The 19,984-nt window shown below is 65.2% G+C and carries 18 protein-coding genes; 6 read left to right on the plus strand and 12 right to left on the minus strand.

Features of this window, described 5'->3' with window-relative positions:
* Window positions 1–121: 121 nt before the first annotated feature.
* From glpT to LU688_RS10395, 6 genes are all read right to left on the minus strand, one after another.
* Window positions 122–1,474, minus strand: a complete 1,353-nt coding sequence (gene glpT, locus LU688_RS10370) for a glycerol-3-phosphate transporter (RefSeq protein WP_023631748.1) — start codon at window positions 1,472–1,474, stop codon at window positions 122–124.
* A 176-nt stretch (window positions 1,475–1,650) separates the two neighbouring features.
* Entirely contained in the window at window positions 1,651–2,937 is a 1,287-nt protein-coding gene (locus tag LU688_RS10375; protein WP_104444173.1) for a PQQ-dependent sugar dehydrogenase, read from the minus strand.
* Window positions 2,934–3,356 carry a DUF2231 domain-containing protein gene (locus tag LU688_RS10380; protein ID WP_023629411.1) on the minus strand — a complete coding sequence of 141 codons (423 nt, stop codon included), beginning with the start codon at window positions 3,354–3,356 and terminating at the stop codon, window positions 2,934–2,936. Before LU688_RS10380 ends, LU688_RS10375 begins: the two co-directional genes overlap by 4 nt.
* A gap of 137 nt (window positions 3,357–3,493) precedes the next feature.
* Window positions 3,494–3,799 (minus strand): NIPSNAP family protein, encoded by a 306-nt coding sequence (locus tag LU688_RS10385; RefSeq protein WP_104444172.1) that lies wholly within the window; start codon window positions 3,797–3,799, stop codon window positions 3,494–3,496.
* Window positions 3,800–3,928: 129 nt separating this feature from the next.
* Entirely contained in the window at window positions 3,929–4,483 is a 555-nt protein-coding gene (locus LU688_RS10390) for a lipocalin family protein (protein ID WP_023629410.1), read from the minus strand.
* Between the two features lie 63 nt (window positions 4,484–4,546).
* Window positions 4,547–5,134, minus strand: a complete 588-nt coding sequence (locus LU688_RS10395) for a hypothetical protein (RefSeq protein ID WP_023629409.1) — start codon at window positions 5,132–5,134, stop codon at window positions 4,547–4,549.
* Window positions 5,135–5,324: 190 nt separating this feature from the next.
* Between LU688_RS10395 and LU688_RS10400 the strand changes: the two genes are divergently transcribed.
* The 3 genes from LU688_RS10400 to LU688_RS10410 are packed head-to-tail and all read left to right on the plus strand — an operon-like array spanning window position 5,325 to window position 9,015.
* Window positions 5,325–5,837 carry a (2Fe-2S)-binding protein gene (locus tag LU688_RS10400; RefSeq protein ID WP_023629408.1) on the plus strand — a complete coding sequence of 171 codons (513 nt, stop codon included), beginning with the start codon at window positions 5,325–5,327 and terminating at the stop codon, window positions 5,835–5,837.
* Entirely contained in the window at window positions 5,834–6,820 is a 987-nt protein-coding gene (locus tag LU688_RS10405) for an FAD binding domain-containing protein (RefSeq protein ID WP_038705792.1), read from the plus strand. The genes LU688_RS10400 and LU688_RS10405 overlap by 4 nt, the downstream gene beginning before the upstream one ends.
* The gene (locus tag LU688_RS10410) at window positions 6,817–9,015 is read left to right on the plus strand and encodes a xanthine dehydrogenase family protein molybdopterin-binding subunit (protein WP_094010489.1); all 2,199 of its coding nucleotides are present in this window, start codon (window positions 6,817–6,819) and stop codon (window positions 9,013–9,015) included. Before LU688_RS10405 ends, LU688_RS10410 begins: the two co-directional genes overlap by 4 nt.
* Here the strand turns inward: LU688_RS10410 and LU688_RS10415 are convergent.
* From LU688_RS10415 to LU688_RS10440, 6 genes are all read right to left on the minus strand, one after another.
* Window positions 9,012–10,025: an XdhC family protein gene (locus LU688_RS10415; RefSeq protein ID WP_038705794.1), complete on the minus strand. Its 1,014-nt coding sequence runs from the start codon at window positions 10,023–10,025 to the stop codon at window positions 9,012–9,014. The two genes, LU688_RS10410 and LU688_RS10415, sit on opposite strands and share 4 nt — an antisense overlap.
* A 41-nt stretch (window positions 10,026–10,066) precedes the next feature.
* Window positions 10,067–11,401 carry a c-type cytochrome gene (locus LU688_RS10420; RefSeq protein ID WP_094010487.1) on the minus strand — a complete coding sequence of 445 codons (1,335 nt, stop codon included), beginning with the start codon at window positions 11,399–11,401 and terminating at the stop codon, window positions 10,067–10,069.
* A 17-nt stretch (window positions 11,402–11,418) separates the two neighbouring features.
* Window positions 11,419–13,665, minus strand: a complete 2,247-nt coding sequence (locus tag LU688_RS10425) for a xanthine dehydrogenase family protein molybdopterin-binding subunit (protein ID WP_232887979.1) — start codon at window positions 13,663–13,665, stop codon at window positions 11,419–11,421.
* Complete coding sequence (locus LU688_RS10430; protein WP_023631311.1) at window positions 13,665–14,120, minus strand: (2Fe-2S)-binding protein; 456 nt, start codon at window positions 14,118–14,120, stop codon at window positions 13,665–13,667. Before LU688_RS10430 ends, LU688_RS10425 begins: the two co-directional genes overlap by 1 nt.
* A 148-nt stretch (window positions 14,121–14,268) precedes the next feature.
* Complete coding sequence (gene proP, locus LU688_RS10435; RefSeq protein ID WP_023631310.1) at window positions 14,269–15,771, minus strand: glycine betaine/L-proline transporter ProP; 1,503 nt, start codon at window positions 15,769–15,771, stop codon at window positions 14,269–14,271.
* 169 nt (window positions 15,772–15,940) lie between these two features.
* Entirely contained in the window at window positions 15,941–16,399 is a 459-nt protein-coding gene (locus tag LU688_RS10440; protein ID WP_094010485.1) for a GNAT family N-acetyltransferase, read from the minus strand.
* A 154-nt stretch (window positions 16,400–16,553) separates the two neighbouring features.
* Between LU688_RS10440 and LU688_RS10445 the strand changes: the two genes are divergently transcribed.
* From LU688_RS10445 to LU688_RS10455, 3 genes are all read left to right on the plus strand, one after another.
* Window positions 16,554–17,129, plus strand: coding sequence for a hypothetical protein (locus LU688_RS10445; RefSeq protein WP_094010484.1), 576 nt, complete (start codon window positions 16,554–16,556; stop codon window positions 17,127–17,129).
* Between the two features lie 12 nt (window positions 17,130–17,141).
* On the plus strand, window positions 17,142–17,834 hold the full coding sequence (locus tag LU688_RS10450; RefSeq protein WP_104444169.1) for a hypothetical protein: 693 nt from the start codon (window positions 17,142–17,144) through the stop codon (window positions 17,832–17,834).
* Window positions 17,835–18,253: 419 nt separating this feature from the next.
* The gene (locus tag LU688_RS10455; protein WP_094010482.1) at window positions 18,254–19,963 is read left to right on the plus strand and encodes a ShlB/FhaC/HecB family hemolysin secretion/activation protein; all 1,710 of its coding nucleotides are present in this window, start codon (window positions 18,254–18,256) and stop codon (window positions 19,961–19,963) included.
* The last annotated feature ends 21 nt before the right edge of the window (window positions 19,964–19,984 follow it).

Here is a 19,984-nt window from a genome sequence, read left to right on the forward strand (position 1 = left end):
GTAGGAGCGGGCTCGGCCGCGATCACCAGCGCAACCGGTGATCACGCGGTTGCATCAAGCCGCTTGAAAAAAAGCCCGAGGTGCAGGCCCCGGGCTTTTACTTGAGCGTCAGCCGAGGCTGTCAGGCCACTGCCTCACGACCGGCACTGGCCACCTTGGTATGGCGCAAGGTCGGAATCAGGAACGCGATCGCCAGCACGCACGCGCTGACCAGCATCACGAAGCCACCGTCCCAACCGAAGTGGTCGACGGTGTAGCCCATCGCGGCGCTGGCCGCGACCGAGCCGCCCAGGTAGCCGAACAACCCGGTGAAGCCGGCTGCGGTACCAGCGGCTTTCTTCGGCGCCAGTTCCAGCGCCTGCAGGCCGATCAGCATCACTGGTCCGTAGATCAGGAAGCCGATGGCGAACAACGCGATCATGTCGATGGTCGGGTTGCCCGGCGGGTTGAGCCAGTACACCAGGGTGGCCACGGTCACCAGGGCCATGAACACGATGCCGGTCAGGCCACGGTTGCCGCGGAAGATCTTGTCGGACATCCAGCCGCACAGCAGGGTGCCGGGGATGCCGGCCCACTCGTAGAAGAAGTAGGCCCACGAGGTGGTGTCGACGCTGAAATGCTTGGCTTCCTTCAGGTAGGTCGGCGCCCAGTCCAGCACGCCGTAGCGCAGCAGGTAGACGAACACGTTGGCCAGGGCGATGTACCACAGCAGTTTGTTGCACAGCACGTACTGGACGAAGATCTGCTTGGCGCTGAACTCCTGCTCGTGGCTCTCATCGTAGCCTTGGGGGTAGTCGTTCTTGTACTGCTCGACCGGCGGCAGGCCGACCGATTGCGGGGTGTCGCGCATGGTGGCGAAGGCGAACACGGCCACCAGCACGGCAACCGTGGCGGGCACATAGAAGGCCGCGTGCCAGTCGTTGGTCCAGGCCAGGCCCAGCAGGAACAGCGGGCCGATCAGGCCGCCGCCGACGTTATGGGCGACGTTCCATACCGACACCACGCTGCCGCGCTCTTTCTGCGACCACCAGTGCACCATGGTCCGCCCGCTTGGCGGCCAGCCCATGCCCTGGGCCCAGCCGTTGATGAACAGCAGCACGAACATGATCGTCACGCTGGACGTGGCCCAATGCGCGAAACCGAAAATGAACATCACCCCGGCCGAGATCAGCAGGCCGAAGGGCAGGAAGTAGCGTGGGTTGGAGCGGTCCGAGACCAGGCCCATGAGGAACTTGGACAAACCGTAGGCGATGGCGATGGCGGAGATCGCCAGGCCCAGCTGGCCGCGGGTGTAGCCCTCTTCCTCGATGAGGTAGGGCATGGCCAGGGAGAAGTTCTTGCGCAGCAGATAGTAGCCGGCATAGCCGAAGAAAATCCCGGCGAAGATTTGCCAACGTAGGCGGCGATAGGTGCTGTCGACGCGCTCGTCGGGCAGCGGCGCCTGGTGCGCGGCAGGGCGGAAGAAGGCAAACATGTGAAGCTCCCAGCTTGTTATAGGTATGCGAAAACGAATTTTACATTTTCGTTACAGAAAAAATACCGGTTTTGCTGGGAAGTACTGTTGTTTTGTGAACCTTGGCCAGCGCTATCCGCACCCGAGCCCTCTCCCGCGCGACTTTCGCGCAAGAGGGGCTGTTCAGCGTCAGGCGCTTACTGATTGCGTGTAACCCGCCAAACCGTGTTGGCCAGGTCGTCGGCGATGATTAGCGCGCCTTTCGGATCGACCGTGACCCCCACCGGGCGCCCACGGGTCTTGCCGTCCTCACCGAGGAAACCGGTGGCGAAATCCACCGGCTCGCCGGCCGGCTTGCCGTCACGGAACGGCACGAAGATCACTTTGTAGCCCACCGGGTTGGGCCGGTTCCAACTGCCGTGTTCACCCACGAACACGCCGTCGGCGAAGGTTCCGCCCATGGCCGGGTTGGAGAAGGCCACGCCCAGCGCCGCCACATGCGAGCCGAGGCTGTAGTCGGGCTTGATCGCGGCTTTCACCTTGTCCAGGTTCTGCGGGCGCACGCGCTCATCGACGTTCTGCCCCCAGTAGCTGTACGGCCAGCCGTAGAACGCACCTTCGCGCACCGAGGTCAGGTAGTCCGGGACCAGGTCCGGGCCCAGTTCGTCGCGCTCGTTGACCACTGCCCACAGTTGGCCGTCCCCCGGTTGGATGGCTAGCGCGGTCGGGTTGCGCAGGCCGGTGGCATAAGGCCGGTGGGCGCCGCTCGCGGCATCGACCTGCCAGACCATCGCGCGGTCGACCTCCGCTTCCATGCCACGCTCGGTGATGTTGCTGTTGGAGCCGATGCCGACGTACAGGTAGCGACCGTCGGGGCTGATGGCCAACGACTTGGTCCAGTGGTGGTTGATCTCGGCGGGCAGGTCGGTGACCTTGGTCGGCGGGCCACCGGCCTGGGTCTGGCCGTCCTGGTAATCGAAGCGCACCAGCGCGTCCTGGTTGGCCACGTACAGCTTGCCGTCGGCATAGGCCAGGCCATAGGGCGCATTGAGGTGTTCGGCGAACACCGTCTGTAGTTCGTAGCGGCCATCGCCGTCGGCGTCGCGCAGCAGGGTAAGGCGGTTGCCGCCCTTGACCTGGGTGTTGCCCTTGGCCTTGATCTGGCTGGCGATCACATCCTTGGGCTTGAGTTTGGCGGCGTTGCCGCCACGCCCCTCGGCAACGAGGATGTCGCCATTGGGCAGCACCAGGATCTGGCGCGGGATCTTCAGGTCTGTGGCGATGGCGCTGACGCGGTAGCCCTGGGGCACTTGGGGTTTTTGCTCACCCCAGGCGGCCGGCTGGGCGATCTTCATGCTTGGCAGCAGCCCGCGTTCGGGGGCCGGCAATTTTGGGTCCGGGCCATGGGCCTGGGTCTTCTCGCCATCGCCGCCACAGGCGCTGAGCAGCAGGGCCATGCTCAGGGCGCTCAATGCGTGCTTCATGCTTCGCCCTCCGTGCGCAGGCGGGTCAGGCCGGCCCAGGTGGCGAGGATGGCCAGCATCGTGACCACCACTGACAGCACCAGGCCTGCGGGCATCACGGCCCAGGCGTCCTTGGCGTGCTCGAAGGCGTTGACCAGGCCCAGTACCCAAGTGACAAGCAGCAACAGCACATACAGCAGCGGGCGACCGGCCTTGCGTGGCGCACGGATCAGGTTGGCCAGGGCGAACAGCAGCGCCAGGCCGCTGGATAGCAGGGCCCCGGCGATCAGCCAGGCGGCGAAGTTGCTCCACTGGATCTGGTAGCTCTGGTAGTAGGCGATGTCGCTGAGCAGGGCGCCTAGAAACAGCGGCACGCTGCCGGCGAGCAGGGTCGCGTGCAGCGGCCCTGGGGTGCTACGGGGGAGGGTGGTGGTGGTCACTGGCTAGGCTCCTTGTCGATCGACGATCCTGGGTCGAGGGTGCTTAGATGAGGATCGTGATCGAGGCGCAATAGTTCAGTGGCGTTTGCCGTTGGCTTTACCGGCGCCTGCAGGAGCCTGGGTCTTGCCTGGGAAATTCAGTCGAGCACGGGTCGCAGGAAGCTTCGTTCATAGCTGAGGATGAAACGCTGCTCGGTAGCCAGGGCGAAGGCGGCGATGCACTCCGGGTCGGTTTCCGAGGCGTTGCGGTACTCCTCGTAGGTCGCCAGGCTGGGGAAGCTGAACAGCGCGTAGGCGACGTTGTTGGCGCCTTCGCTGGGCAGGAAGTAGCCATGGTGGCTGCCGCCCATGCGGTTGACCAGGCCGATCCACAGCTTGCCGTAGGCTTCGAAGGCGGGGACCTGGTAGGGGTCGATGATGTACTTGAGGTGGCAGGTGATCATTGCACGCGATCCTTTGGGTGAGCCGGCTGGCTCACCTTACAGGGCGTGGGTGTGGGCAGCTAGTGTGGTGTTTTGCAATTACGACCAGAAATCGCCGCGAGTTATGGTCGTTATTTGTGAAACACCACACTAGGGCATGGCCTGGCGCCAGATCAATTGCTCGGTGGGATAACCCTGCTTGCGCGCCAGCGCCAGTAGCTGGTCACGGGTCTGGTCACTGACGGTGGGGGTGCGCGACAGCAGCCACAGGTATTCGCGGTTCGGGTGTCCGACCACGGCCACGCGGTAATCCGCGTCGTGATACAGCACCCAGTACTCGCCCTTGGTCAGGTCCGGTGCCAGGCGGCTGAACCAGTTGTCGAAGCGTACCCAGAGCTTGTCGGTACGGCCGGGCACCTGCGCCTCGGCGATGCCGTTGGCCTGGTTCCATTGGCCGTCGTTTTCCAGGCAGCGGTTGGTGACGTCGATGCGCCCGTCCTCGCGCAGGCCATAACGGGCCTCGGACTGCACGCAGTTGCGCTGGAAGAACATCGGCAGGCGCGCCAGTTCGTACCAGGTGCCCTGGTAGCGCTGGAGCTCGACCTGTTGCGTGGTGGGTGGTGGCTGCTCGTCGCGGGCGCTGGTGCAGCCCGTGAGCACGAGGGTGAGACAGCAGCAAAACGGCACGGCCAGGCGCATCGACATGGGAAACCTCCTGAAGGGGGGAAAGGCTCGCATGGCTTTCGATGCGCGGGCCGGCCAAAGGTTTTACTGGGCTGGGCGGGAAGTTTCCACGCTCAGTACTTCGGTAAAGATGGCTTCGACGGTCTGGTCGACCTTGAGGTTTTTCATGCGTGCCTGCAGCTCGGGATTCTCGACCTTGACCACCTGCAGTTTGCCTTCGGGCGGCAGCAGGGTGACTTCATGCGTGTTGAGGTCGATCTTCTTGATCTGCGAGGTGACCTTGACCTGGCGGAAAGCCTCGCCACCAGGGTTTGGGTTGGCCGCGGTGGCGCGGATGGTGCCCGATTCCTCGGAGGCCTTGGGCGCGCCGCCGACATTGGTGTTCAGGACATAGGCGATGGCACGGGTGACTTTGATGTCGACCTGGTCGCCGACCTTGAGGTTGGGCAGAGCCTTGGCCTGTTCGGTGAGCTGGAAGGTCACGTCCTTGTCGTGGGGGCCCTTGACCGTGACTTGGCGGTTGGGCAGGTCGATCTTGGTCACTTCGGTGGTGATATGGCTTTCCAGCGCCTCGCTGGCGATGGGCAGTTCGGCTGCGTGGGCGCTGAGGCTGGCGGCGGACACTAATGAGGCGAAAGCGACAGCGCGTGCGAAGTAGCGGGTTGGCGTCATTGGCCTGTCTTCCTTGTGGTCGATACCAGGGTGGGGTTGCGAGGTGAAGCATAGTCATTGGCTTGCGATGTGCACGCTACCCAGTGTCACGTTCCTGGCAATCGCTTTGAACGGCCGGACTCCACCCTGGGTCGCACCTGAAAAAGCAGCCGTCGCTGCTGCTGCCTGAACCCACCGTGAGGCCTTGATCATGAGCGATTGCGAACCCCTGGCAGCATTGCTGCCCATCCAACTGACCGTCAATGGCCAGCATCACCTGTTGCAACTGCCGCCCTGGCTGACTTTGCTCGACCTGTTGCGTGACCAGCTCGACCTGGTGGGCACCCGCAAAGGTTGCGACCACGGCCAATGCGGGGCGTGCACGGTGTTGCGCAATGGTCGGCGGGTCAATGCCTGTCTGACCCTGGCTGTCATGTGCGACGGTGATACGTTGACCACCATCGAAGGTGTGGCCCAAGGGGGCACGCTGCACCCGTTGCAGCAGGCGTTCATTCGCCATGATGCTTTCCAGTGCGGCTACTGCACGCCAGGGCAGATCTGTTCGGCGCTGGGCCTGGCGAGTGAGGGCAGGGCGCATACGCGTGATGAGATTCGTGAGGGCATGAGCGGCAATTTGTGCCGCTGCGGCGCCTACTCCAACATCACCGCAGCGGTGGAGGAAGCGTTGCCGCTGATGAATGGGCAGGGAGGTTGCAGGCCATGACGCCTTTTACCTACGCCAAACCCTCCAGCATCGACCAGGCTGTGCAGCTCGCAGGGCCGGGCGCACGTTTTATCGCCGGTGGCACCAACCTGCTCGATCTGATGAAAGAGAATGTCGCCCGCCCCGCTCAGTTGATCGACATCAATGACCTGCCGCTGCGTGATATTTCCCCCACTCCTGACGGTGGGCTGCGCATCGGCGCGTTGGTCAGCAATGCCGAGCTGGCCTGGAACCCGCTCGTTGAACAGGGCTATCCGTTGCTCGCCCAGGCGATCCTGGCCGGTGCCTCCCCGCAGTTGCGCAACATGGCCAGCACTGGCGGCAATCTGCTGCAGCGCACCCGCTGCCTCTACTTCTACGACACGGCGACACCGTGCAACAAACGGGCACCTGGCAGCGGTTGCCCGGCTCGTGACGGTCTCAACCGCAATCATGCGATTCTGGGCGCCAGCCCTCTGTGCGTGGCGGTTCATCCATCGGATATGTGCGTCGCCCTGGCCGCCCTTGAGGCCCGGGTGATCGTCCGCGGACGGAGTGGCGAGCGATGCGTGGCCTTTGCCGATTTTCACCGGCTACCTGGGGATACGCCGGAACGTGACAATACCCTGGCCGACGATGAGTTGATCCTGGCCATCGAGCTGCCGGCGCCGCGTTTCGCCGCGTACAGCCATTACCTGAAGGTCCGGGATCGCGCCTCCTATGCCTTTGCGCTGGTGTCCGTGGCCGCGGCGCTGGAGCTCGACGGCAGCGCCATCCGTACACTGCACGTGGCGCTGGGAGGGGTGGCCCATAAGCCCTGGCGCGATGCCGCGCTCGAGCGACAGGTCGTTGGCCAGCCGGCCACCGCAGACACCTATACCCATTTCGCCGACTCACTGTTGCGTGCTGCCCGGCCCTTGCCAGGCAACGTCTTCAAGGTTCGCCTTGCGCGCAACGCCATCGTCCGCGCCCTGATCCAGGCCCAACGAGGGAAATGCCAATGAACCTGCCACAACCTTCAAACGGCCAACCTCTGGACCGCATCGACGGGCCCGCCAAGGTAACAGGGACGGCGCGCTATGCGGGCGAATATCCCGCGCCTGGCCTGCTGCATGGCAGCGTGGTCGGCAGCCCGATTGCGCGCGGTAGCGTGCGGGCCATCGACTGTTCTGCGGCGCTGGCAGTACCGGGCGTGATCGCCGTGCTGCATCACCAGAACCGTCCACCCATGGCCGGCGACGACGCGCCCTACCAGGACGCCGATGCTGCCGATGGCCAGCCGTTTCGCCCCCTGTTCAACGACCAGGTGCTGTACAGCGGTCAGCCGCTGGCGCTGGTCGTCGCGCAAACACTGGAACTGGCCAGGTACGCTGGCACCCTGGTGCGGATCGAGATCGATGAACAGCCCCACCAGACCGATTTGCTCTGCGCTTTCGACCAGGCTCATGATGCGCCGGTTGAGTTGCCCAAGCCCCGTGGCGATTTCGCCTCGGCATATGCCCAGGCGCCGTTCAAGGTCGATGCCACCTACAGCACTCCGGTGGAGCACCACAACCCCATGGAGCCGCATGCCTCGACGGTGATCTACCAAGACGATGGTAGCCTGCTGGTGCATGACAAGACCCAGGGCACGCAAAACAGCCAGGACTACCTGGTACAGGTGTTCAACTTGCCCAAGGACCGTGTACGGGTACGCGCCGCCTACGTCGGCGGTGCGTTCGGTTCCGGCCTCCGACCGCAGTACCAGCTGGTGCTGGCGACGATGGCCGCGCTGAACCTCAAGCGGTCGGTCAGGGTCAGCCTGACCCGTCAGCAGATGTTCACCTTTGGCTACCGGCCCCGGACCGTGCAGCGCCTGCGCCTGGCCGCCGATGCCCAGGGCCGGTTGCAGGCGATCCATCATGAGGCCATTGCCCAGACTTCACGCTTCGAGGATTTCACCGAGCACGTGGTGGAGTGGAGCGGCATGCTCTATCGCTGCGACAACGTGGCTATGGCCTACAAGCTGGTGCCGCTGGATGTCTACACGCCGCTGGACATGCGCGCCCCCGGAGCCGCGCTGGGCTTGATCGGCCTGGAGTGCGCCATGGATGAACTGGCGCGGCAAGTCGGTATGGATCCGCTGGCCTTGCGCCGGGTCAATTTCACCGACATCAATGGCAACGAGGGCAAGCCCTATTCCAGCAAGGCGCTGCTGGCTTGCTACGACCAGGGTGCCGCCGTTTTCGGTTGGCACAGGCGCGAAGCCCGGCCGCGCTGCCGCTGCGAGGGCCATGAGCTGATTGGCTGGGGGATGGCTGGCGGCGCCTGGGAGGCGATGCAGATGAAAGCCAGTGCGCGGGCCCGACTCGACAGTGAAGGCCACCTGTGGGTGGGCAGCGCGACGACCGATATCGGGACGGGCACCTACACCGTGATGACGCAGATCGCTGCCGATGCTGCCTCTATGGCGGTGTCGGACGTGACCTTCGAACTGGGCGACAGCGCGCTGCCGACCGCGCCGTTGCAAGGGGGCTCGTTCACCGTGTCCTCGGTCGGCTCGGCGGTGCGCCAGGTGTGCCAACTGCTGCGCGGGGCCTTGGTCAAGGCGGCCAAGGCGCAGTATCCGGCGCTGGCTGGCGAAGCGCCGGAACGCTTCGTGGTGCGCGAGGGCAAGCTGTGGGTCGGTGACAGCGGCTACGCCCTGGACACGATCCTGCAGGGGCATGCGCTGGAGGTGAAGGTGGACGCCGAGCCGTCCGCGCGTCGCCAGGGTTTCGCCACTGCCACCCATTCAGCGGTGTTCGTCGAGGTGCGGGTGGACGAGGCGCTGGGCACGGTAAGGGTAACGCGCGTGGTCAGCGCCATTGCCGCTGGGCGGGTAATCAACCCCAAGACTGCCCGCAGCCAGATTCTTGGTGGAGTGGTCTGGGGGCTGGGCATGGCCTTGCAAGAACATACCCAGACCGACCATGGCCTCGGGCGCTTCATGAACCACAACCTGGCGGAGTATCACATGCCGGTGAACGCCGATATCGGTGACATCGAGGTTATCTTCGTTGACGAGCCGGACGACATCGTCAATGAACTGGGCTCCAAGGGTGTGGGCGAGATCGGCATCATTGGTGTCGCTGCAGCGGTAGCCAATGCCGTGCAGCACGCCACGGGCCGGCGCATGCGCGACTTCCCGCTGACCGTGGACAAGCTGCTGGCCGATTAAGCCATCGGCAGTTGCCACGCCTTGGCAGTGGAAACGCTGACAGTGCGTGGCAGGTCGACCGCATTCTTGGCGGCCAGGACCTCGGCCATCACGCTCACCGCGATTTCTGCTGGGGTCTTGCTGCCGATGTAGATGCCGATGGGGCCATGCAGGCGCTCAAGGGACTGTTCGGTTTCGCCGAAGTGCTCGATCAATCGCTCGCGGCGCAGTTGGCTGTTGCGCCGCGAACCGATGGCGCCGATATAGAACGCCGGGCTGTGCAGGGCCTCGAGCAGCGCCAGGTCGTCGAGCTTGGGGTCGTGGCTGACGGCAATGATGCAGGTGCGCAGGTCTGCGTTGAAGGCGCGCACCGCATCGTCCGGCATGCCCTTGAGGTGCTCGACACCGGCCACCGCCCAGGTCGCCATGTGTTCGGGGCGAGGGTCGCACACCGCCACGCGAAAACCGTTGAACAAGGCCATGGTCGCCAGGTATTCGGCCAGCGCGCCGGCGCCGATCAGCAGCATGCGGTAGCCGGGGCCGAGGGTGTTGATCATGTGTCGGCCATCGAAGCTGAACTGCTCGGGGGTGGCAGTGGCGGCCAGGCTCACCGCGCCACTGTGCAGGGTCAGTTGGCGGCGCATCAGCCGGCCCTGGTCGAGGTGATCCAGCAGTTGCTGCAGGGGCAGCTCGGCCGGTTCGAATTCCAGGATCAGTTCCAGGGTGCCACCGCAGGGCAGGCCGAAGCGGTGGGCCTCGTCGGCGCTGACGCCATAGCGGATCACCTCGGGCCTGCCCAGGGGCAGGCCGGGGCCGCCATGGGCGGTGGTGTAGCGATGGATCAGGTCGTCCTCGATGCAGCCGCCGGACACGCTGCCGACCACCCGGCCATCGTTGCGCAGGGCCATCATCGAGCCGACCGGGCGAGGGGAGGAGCCCCAGGTGCGGGCGACAGTGGCGAGCAGCACGCGGTGCCCGGCCTGGAGCCAGTCGTGGGTGGTACGCAGGACCAGCAGGTCGATGCTTTCCATGGTGTCCTCGGTTGTCTGTGGCCCACGCTGAGAATGTTGTATCAGCGCATATGCAGGATGATCGGGCTACTGCTGGCAGGGTCGGTATGCCCGCGCAGCTCGCCCACCGCCTTGGCCTGTACCGCGCCACCCTGATTGCCCCAGGCACTGCGGGCGAAACTCAGCACCTCGGCGATCTCCCGGTCCGACAGCTGCTCACGGAACGCCGGCATGCGGTAGGCGTCCGGCACCCCCGCGGCGACGATGCGCTGCGAGCCGTTGAGGGTGATGTTGATCGCCGAGGCATTCTCTGCGGCCAGCATCGAGGTGGCTCCCGCCAGCGGCGGCATCCACTCGGCCTGGCCCTTGCCATCGGCGCCATGGCAGCTGGCGCAACGGGTCGCGTAGGTGTGCGCGCCGGGCGCATCAGGCGCTGCGGCCGTCGCCTGGTACTGCCAGGGCGCACCATCACGCCGAGGTTCACCGGGCAATGCCTTGAGGTAGCGGGCGATCGCGCTCAGGTCGTCGTCGCTCATGAACTGCGTGGAGTTGTTGAACGCCTCGGTCATCGAACCGTACACCACTGCATGGCGATTGCGCCCGGTCTTGAGGAACTGCACGATCTCGGCTTCGCTCCAGCGCCCGAGCCCGGTGTTGTGGTCCTGGCGCAGGCTCGGCGCGTACCAGCCATCGAGCAGGGCCCCGGCGAGGAACGGCGCGCCGCTTTCGTCCAGGGCTTTCTCGTTGAAGGCCAGGCCCCGAGGCGTATGGCAACTGCCGCAGTGGCCGGGGCCCTGGACGATGTAGGCGCCGCGATTCCACAGCGGATCCTGGTCGGGTTTCTGCGCATAGGCGGTGGTCGGCGCGAAGAGGCCGTTCCACAGGGCTATGGGCCAGCGCAGGTTCAATGGCCAGGGAATGCTGCTGGGAATATTGGCTTCGGCTGCCGGTTGCACGCCCTTCATGAAGAACGCATAGAGCGCCCGCACATCGTCGTCGCTGAGCTTGGCATAGGACGGGTAGGGCATGGCCGGGTATAGCCGTCGACCTCCTGGCGCGACACCCTGGCGCACGGCGCGGTCGAAGTCGGCCAGGCTGTAGGCGCCGATGCCGTGCTCGCGGTCCGCGGTGATGTTGGTGGCATGGATCGCCCCCAGCGGCGTGGCCATTTCCAGGCCTCCGGCAAAGGGCGCCTTGCCCGGCAGGCTGTGGCAGGCCACGCAGTCGCTGAGGCGGGCGACGTATTCACCGCGGCTGACCAGGGCGGCGTTGGCGCTGTCCGAGGCGCTGAAGGGCGTGGCAGGCTCGCGGGTGACGTACCAGGCCAGCAGGCCTGCCGCGACCAGGCACGGCAAGGCCAGCCAGCCTGCGGTTCTTGCGAATCGGCTGTTGTTCATGGGCTGTCCTTGTCGTGTCAGCTGAAGGTATGGCGGCTCAGGGGCATGCTGCGCACGCGCTGGCCGGTGAGCTGCGCCACGGCGTTGGCCACCGCAGGCGCCACCGCCGGCAGCGGCGGTTCACCGATGCCGCCCATCTTTGCCCCGCTCTCGACGATGCGCACATGCACCCGGGCCATGCGCGACGGCGGCAGCACCGGGTAGAGGTCGTAGTTGCGCGCCCGTGGCATGCCGTTCAGCCACACCGATTCTTCCAGCAGCACCTGGGACAGACCCAGGGATACCGCGCCGTTGACCTGGGCCTCGATGATCGCCGGGTTGACGATGCTGCCCGGGTCGATGGCCTGCCAGATGTCGTGCACCTTGACCTGGCCGCCCTCCAGCGACACTTCGGCGATGACCGCCGCCTCCGAGCCGAACGGCGAGGCCATGGCCACGCCACGGGCGCGCTTGCTGCCGTCCTCGGCGGTGAACGGGCCGCGCTTCCAGCCGCCGGACAGCTCGCCCACCGCCTGCAGCAGGGTGGTCAGGCGCGGGTTGTCCCGCAGCAGTTGCAGGCGCAGCTCGAAGGGATCGTGGCCGCCCTTGTCGGCCAGCTCGTCGAGGAACGACTCGTAGAAGAAGTCGTTCAGCGAATTGCCCACCGAGCGCCAGTAGCCGAGCATGGCCGGGCCTTTGACATAGATCTGCGCGATGCGCTTGTTGGCGATGGCGTAGGCCTTGCCCGACAGCCCTTCGAGGGCGGTGGGGTCTACCGTGTCGCCCTGCTTGCCGGCAATGGCTTCAGTCGGGCCTTCGGTGGCGCTGATCGCCTCGATGGCCACCGGCAGGCCTTTTTCGTCCAGCGCGGCGCGGAACTTGACCACAGCCATGGGGCGCATGGCATCGCGCAGGAACTCCTCCTCGCGGCTCCAGATCAGTTTCACCGGCCTGCCGACCGCCTTGGCCAGGGCGATGGCCTGCGGGTAGGGGTTGGCCGAGTCGTACAGGAAGTGCCGACCGAAGAAACCGCCGAGCAGTGGCGAATGCAGGGTGATCCGCGCCGGGTCCAGGCCGGTGCGCTTGGCGATGTCGTCGCGGAACATGTCCTGGGCCTGGTTGGGCAGCCACACTTCCAGCGAGCCGTCGGGGTTGAAACGGGCGGTGGCGGAGGACGGTTCCAACTGCGCGTGGTTGAGGAACTGGTTGTGGTAGGTGGCCTCGACCTTGGTCTTGGCCGCGGCCAGGGCGCCGGCGACATCGCCGTGGTTTTCCTCGTCGCGGCTTGGCCCGGTCTGGGCGGCCAGGTGTTCGCGCCAGCCATCGCTGGAGAAATCGGCAGGCATAGGCCGCACCTGGCTGTCGGCTGCCACTTCCTTCCAGTCCACCTGCAGCGCTTCCACCGCACGCTTGGCGTGCCACCAGCGTTCGGCGACCACGGCGACCGCACCGGGCAGTTGATGCACCGAGTGCACGCCCTTCATCGCCTTGACCTGTTCCTCGTTGCGCAGGTTGCCTACGGTCATGCCCAGGCGCGGGGCATGCTGCACGGCGGCGTGGAGCATGCCGTCGACCTTGACGTCGATGCTGTAGACGGCCTTGCCGGTGGACTTGTCGTAGGCGTCGAGGCGCTGCACCGGCTTGCCGATCCAGCGGAACTGGCTGGGGGCGCGCAGCTTGACGCTGGCAGGGTCAGGCACAGGCAGGTCCATGGCCTTGGCGGCCAGTTCGCCGTAGCCCAGCGCACGGCCCGAGGCCGCGTGCACCACCTTGCCAGGCTCGGTGCTCAGTTCACCCACTGGCACCCCCAACTGCTCGGCGCCGGCCTGCAGCAGCATGGCGCGGGCCAGGGCGCCGAGGCGGCGCATGGTCGGGTAGCTCATGCGCACCGACATGCTGCCGCCGGTGATGCGCAGGCCGCTCTCCATCACCACGTAGGCCTCGCCCGCCGGCGCGCTTTCGACCACGAAGGTGGCCGGGTCGGCGTCCAGTTCTTCGCCGATGATCTGCGCCATGGCCGTGTTGACGCCTTGCCCGCCCTCCATGAACGGGCTGAGCAGGTGCACGCTGCCGTCGGGGCGGATTTCCAGGAAGGCTGGCACCTGGGTGCCGCGCTCGGTGTTCGCGGTGGCGGCCTGCACCCGCGCCGAGCCCAGCGGCAGGCCGAAGCCCAGCACCAGGGCGCCGATGGCGCTACCGGCAAGAAAACGCCGGCGTGACAGGTTGACCGTTTCGCCGCTGCGCAGCCGTGCCAGGTCGTCGGGGGTGTCGATACGCGCGTTCATCAGGCGTTCTCCCCTTGGGCCAGTTCGTGCACGGCGGCATGGATGGCGTTGTAGGTGCCGCAGCGGCACAGGTTGACCATGGCCGCGTCGATCTGTTCGGTGCTGGGCTTGGGGGTGTGCTTGAGCAGCGCGGTGGCCGCCATCACCTGGCCGGACTGGCAGTAGCCGCACTGGGCCACCTGGTGCTCGACCCAGGCGGCGACCACGCGCTTGCCTACGGCGTCGGCTTCGATGGCCTCGATGGTGGTGACTTCACGACCGACCACGCCGGCCACCGGGGTGACGCAGGCGCGCACCACATTGCCGTCCACCAGCACCGAGCAGGCGCCGCATTGGGCCAGGCCGCAACCATACTTGGTGCCGGTCAGGCCGAGGTCGTCGCGGATTACCCAGAGCAAGGGCGTGTCGGCGTCGGCCTCGACCTGGTAGGTCTGCTGGTTGATTCTTAGTTCCATGGGCTCACCTGCTGATCATCGGTTCTGGAAGCGGGGAATACGCTGTTCCCCAATCCAGAAACGCTAGCACATGGCCCCGTTGCGCAATCGATGCACCCCGCAGGTTCAGAGGATCAGGCAAGCAATCCGGCGGAATGCGCAAGCCTCCTCAATCGATGCGTGGGTGCTGCTGGGCCAGGGTCTTGCGCTTGGCCTCCAGCTCGGCGATCTGCGCGTCGATGTCCTCGATCTTCTGTTCGATGTTGTCGTGGTGCTCCTGCAGCAGTTCGCGGGCTTCGTCGATATCCGAGGCGGCCGGGGCGGCGCCGCGCAACGGACGGTTGGCGGTCTCCTTCATGGTCAGGCCGGTGAGCAGGCCGATCACGGCGATCACCATCAGGTAATAGGCCGGCATGTACAGGTTGTCGGTGGTTTCCACCAGCCAGGCGGCGAGGGTCGGGGTCAGGCCGGCGATCAGCACCGAGATGTTGAAGGCGCTGGCCAGGGCGCTGTAGCGGATGTGGGTGGGGAACATCGCCGGCAGGGTCGAGGCCATCACGCCGATGAAGAAGTTCAGCAGCACGGCGAGGATCAACAGGCCGGCGAAGATCACCGCCAGCTTGCCGCTGGTGATCAGCATGAACGCCGGGATCGCCAGGGCGAACAGGCCGACGCTGCCGATGATGATGAATGGCTTGCGCCCCCACTTGTCGCTGAGCAGGCCGATGATCGGCTGCACGAACAGCATGCCGACCATGATCGCGATGATGATCAGCACGCCGTGGTCTTCGCTGTAGTGCAGGTTGTGCGAGAGGTAGCTGGGCATGTAGGTGAGCAGCATGTAGTAGGTGACGTTGGTGGCGATCACCACGCCGATGCAGGTCAGCAGGCTGCGCCAGTGCTGGGTCGCCACCTCCTTGAACGATACTTTCGGCCCGCTGGCCAGGCCTTCGCGGTCACCTTGCTCGAGTTTTTCGACGTGTTGCTGGAAGGCCGGGGTTTCTTCCAGCGCGTGGCGCAGGTACAGGCCGATCAGGCCCAGCGGCAGGGCCAGGAAGAACGGCAGGCGCCAGCCCCATTCGAGGAACTGTTCCTCGCCGAGGAGCGTCGAGATCAGCACCACCACGCCAGCGCCGAGGACGAAGCCGGCGATCGAACCGAAGTCCAGCCAGCTGCCGAGGAAGCCGCGCTTGCGGTCCGGGGCGTACTCGGCGACGAAGATCGAGGCCCCGGTGTATTCACCGCCCACCGAGAAGCCCTGGGCCATCTTCGCCAGCAACAGCAGGATCGGCGCCCAGATGCCGATGCTGGCGTAGGAGGGGATCAGGCCGATGGCGAAGGTGCTCAGGGACATGATCACGATGGTCGCGGCCAGCACTTTCTGGCGCCCGTAGCGGTCGCCCAGGGCGCCGAAGAACAGCCCGCCCAGCGGGCGGATCAGGAAGGGCACGGAGAAGGTGGCCAGCGCCGCGATCATCTGCACGCCGGGGCTGGCGTTGGGGAAGAACACCTTGCCCAGGGCATAGGCGACGAAGCCGTAGACGCCAAAGTCGAACCATTCCATCGCGTTGCCCAGCGCGGCGGCGGTGATGGCCTTGCGCATCTTGGCGTCGTCGACGATGGTGATGTCCTTCAGGCCGATGGGCTTGACGGGTTTTCTGCGTGATTTCATGGGCCGTTGTCCTTGAAGGCTTGGGGGCATGGCCATGGTTTGGCCAGCCTTGTACCTAGGGTCAGATACAACGGCGCGCTAAATAATTCCCTGCTGGATCATTTGTGTGAGGCACGGATGGCTCTGACGCGGGGCAAGCCCGCTTCTACATAGGCCATCGGGCAAGCGATCAGAGCGTGCGTGACATCAGCCAGTGCTGCTGCCCCCAGGCCTCGAAGGGTTCCAGCGGCACCCAGCCACGCTTGGCGTAGTAGGCGCTCTGGTCGTGGGTGTGCAGGTAGAGCGTGGAGACCCCGCTGCTGCGTGCATGGTCGCAGATGCCTGCGATCAGTTGCTCCGCCAGGCCTTGCCCTCGTGCTTGCGGGGTGACGAACACGCAGGCCAGCCACGGACCAAGGTCGCCGCGCCCGGGCAGGTCGTCGCTGGCCAGGGCGGCGCTGCCCAGCAGGCGGTCGCCGTCGAGGGCGACCAGGCATCGCCATTGGCCGTTGCGCTGGCCCTCGGCGAACTCGCGTTGCCAGTCGCTAAGCGGCACGTCCGCGTACTCGTAGTGGAACTGTTGGTGCAGCCACTGGGCGAGGGTATCGCTGTGGGCCATGTGGTGTTCAAGCCAGTCCAGGCGGGGCATGACGATGTCCTTTTCAGGGGCAGGGAGGCCGCAGGTGGCTGCTGGCCTTTGCGCGAAGCATACACCGCGGGGCGTGAATCATAAGGGTGATGGCATTTTGATTTTCAGGGGGCGCAGCCGCTATCCTTGCGCCTGCATTTATCAAGGAAGAACCATGCGTCTGTCGTCCTGCTTCAAATCGGTTGTCGCCCTGTCACTTGCCGGCCTGCTCGGCGCCTGCTCCAACTACCACTACAAGGAATACCAGGGCGACTGGGCGCCGGAAACGATGGCGCCCCATGATCTGTCCGGTAACCAGGCCGACGCACCGGTCGTGTACTTCGCCACTGTCCGTTACCGAGCCTTGGGCGTGCCGTTCCATCGGCTACTGCTGGCCACCCATGTCGATGACCAGTTGCTCGAAGGGGCCGGGCGCCGGTCGATTCTCGATATTGCAGGCAAGCAGGCGCTGCGCCTGACGCCGGGCAAGCACTCGCTGAGTTGGTGCTGGGCCTCGATGAATGCGCTGGGAACCGGTGGCGGCAAATGCGGTTTCACCGCGCGTGACGTCGAGTTTCGTGCAGGCAAGCGCTACATCGTCGACTTTGATACGGTTGATGCCATCAATGGCCCACCTGGGCGAGAGACGATGACCATCACTATTACCTCCGAGATTCGCGACCTCGATACCCAGGAGGTGGTCTACCCGCCCAAGGGTAGCGAAGCGTTGACCAAGCGCATGGGCGGTTGAGGATTTGCTCTGATGCAGACTTACTGGCCACTGTTCTGGCCCAATAGCAGCAAGGTCGATCACAGCGCGCCGCAGGTGCGTCTCGATGCGCTGTTGCCGGTCGTAGGGACGGTCACGCTTGCCTATTTCGAGCGTCATGAGCGCATTCAGATTGATGAAACCGTACGGCTCATCTGGTGCCCAAGTGTTTCTGATCTCAATGGCTGGAGTGAGCAACCTTCTGAAATCGCCTTCAGCCATGTGCTGCAGGCCAGGGTGGTCGCACTGGATGCTGCTCCTGAATCGACAATCAACGCTGCGCATTTCGGTTTGCGTGGGCACATGCTTGAGGTTTTGTCCCTCGAGCGATTGCTACCGGCCTTGCGTGGGTGGGCAAACGGTACCGGGGCATGGTCGTTGCCTCAAGCAGCAGCCGGGGATGGCAGTCTGCAGCTCTGGGCAGAACTGAACTGGTGCGGTCGGGCAGAGGTAGCAGGGTACATTTATCTTGTCGGTAATACGCGGGCCGAGTCGCATCTTGAACTGATTTTAGAACGTGATGGCGATAATCTAGTCGGCTTGTTTCACGTACAGCGAAATCCCGCCGGGACCTTTTTCGATTTCGGCGCGACGTATTCTACCGAATTAGAACGTTGCTTGCTCGAGCGGGTGCTGAATAGCGCGCAGCCCTTGTGTGATACTCATCCCCTTTATCTGCTCGAATAACCCGGGGCACAGAACACTTGATCAGTGACGCGATGTTTGGTTTTTAATCGATGTTCGCCAGGTTTTCCTTCTGCCCGCAAACCGGGAAGTTGAACCAGCAGGCCGCGTACGACTAAAGTCCGGTGTCTCCCGCTCGTGTCTAGAAGTACCGTTGGCTCAAACAGTCGGCAAGTTTGATTGTTGGACAATCTAGCGCGTCAGTCCCTCTAGCCTCTGCAATACGGGGTGTCGGGTGACCAGGTGGTCATGCCAGGCTTCGGGTGGTAATTGCCAGTCATTAACTTTTCCGTGAGCGTTCCAGTGAATAACGCTCAACTTTCTAAAGTTATTGCACGTGTGCCGATAACTCTCGGTAACCGTGCCGGGAAGTTCCAAGTGCTGCGATTCTCGCTGTGCCTTTGCCTGCGAATGGGTGTTGTATGTCGTACCTGTCTGCTATTGATTGCCGTCGCGTATCGCTGTGTGTCGTACTGGCTTGCCTGTCCCTGGGCAACGTGCGTGCCGAGACGTTCGTGCCCGGCCAGGAAGTGTTGCGCCAACAGCAACAGCAACAACAGGACCTGCAGCAACTGCAACTGGAACAACGCCGCCGCCAATTGCAGCGCGGTGCGTTCACAGGGCCCGATACTTCCGCGCAGGTCCCCCAGGCCGCGGCCCCGGACACGCACTGCTGGCCGCTGGCCGGAGTGCGGGTGGGCGGCGTCACCCTGATCGACCGTGCCGCCCTCGATGCGCGCATCGACCCGCTGGTGGCGGCGTGCATGGGCGTGGGGCAGATCAACCAGCTGCTGGCGAGTATCACCGCGCTCTATCTGGAAAAGGGCTATATCGCCAGCCGACCGTATCTGACCAGCGCCCCGGCGGCCGGGCAGTCGCTGGACATCCTGGTGGACGAAGGCTACCTGGAGGCCATCGAACTGGCCGACCAGCGCCTGCCGGTGTCCCTGGCCGGGGCCTTCCCCGGCATGCTCGGCGAGCCGCTGAACCTGCGTGACCTGGAGCAGGGCCTGGACCAGCTCAACCGCCTGCGCTCGGTCGACCTGACCGCCGACATCGCCCCCGGCAGCCAGCCGGGCGCCTCGCGGATCATCCTGCGCCCGCGCAGCGCCGGCCAGCCACGGGTGGCCGTGGGCCTGGGCCTGGACAACCTCGGCAGCGCCAGCACCGGGCGCGACCGTCGCGTGCTCAGCCTGGGCCTGGACAACCCGCTGGCACTCAACGACCTGCTCAGCCTGTCGGCCAGCGATACCCTCAACCAGGGCGACCGTTACAGCCGCAACGCCAGCCTGTACTACGCGATCCCCTATGGCTACTGGACCTTCAGCCTGTTCGCCAGCCATGCCGAGTACCGCTCGCCGGTCAAGCTCAGCAGGCTGACCCTGCATAGCCGCGGCATCACCGACCAGCTCAGCCTGCGCGGCGAGCGCGTGCTGTGGCGCGACCAGCGCCATCAACTGAGCGCCAGCCTGCAACTGGCGCACAAGGATGTCGACAGCGAGTTCGCCAAGGTCCGCCTGGACGTGCAGAGCCCGACACTGACCGTGGCCGAGGCCGGGCTCAACCTGTTCTGGCTCGACCGCGCGGTGTGGAACCTGGACCTCAACTACGCCCAGGGGCTGCACTGGTTCGGGGCCGACGATGACGCCGATCGCCCGGTGCCCGACCTGCCCAGGGCGCAGTTCCACAAGTACCGCGCCGGGCTCAGCCAGTGGCGCAATGGCCAGCTGCTGGGTCAGGCCTGGCAGTGGCAGAGCCAGCTCAACCTGCAGTACAGCCCCGACCCGCTGCCGGCCATCGAGCAGTTGCTCGGCACCGACGATTCGGCCGTGCGCGGCTACCGCATCAGCAGCCTGTCCGGCGCCAGTGGGGCGGTATGGCGCAACACCCTGCGCCTGCCGTTGCGGGCGCAGGGGCCGTTGAGCGTCACGCCACGGCTGGGCCTGGACCACGGCTGGATCAAGGCCGACTACGGCGCCGCCAGCCAGCGCCTGAGCGGCGCGAGCCTGGGCGTGAACCTGGGCTGGAAGGCGCTGCAGCTGGACATCGACTACCAGCGCAGCCTCAACACTCCCCGCGGTTACCAGCGCGAGCCCGAAGTCTGGCTGTTGCGGGCCGCCGTGCAGATTTGAGCGCACCGATTCAGCAGTACC

The sequence above is a fragment of the Pseudomonas soli genome, from assembly GCF_021283165.2.
Taxonomy (GTDB): Bacteria; Pseudomonadota; Gammaproteobacteria; order Pseudomonadales; family Pseudomonadaceae; genus Aquipseudomonas; species Aquipseudomonas soli.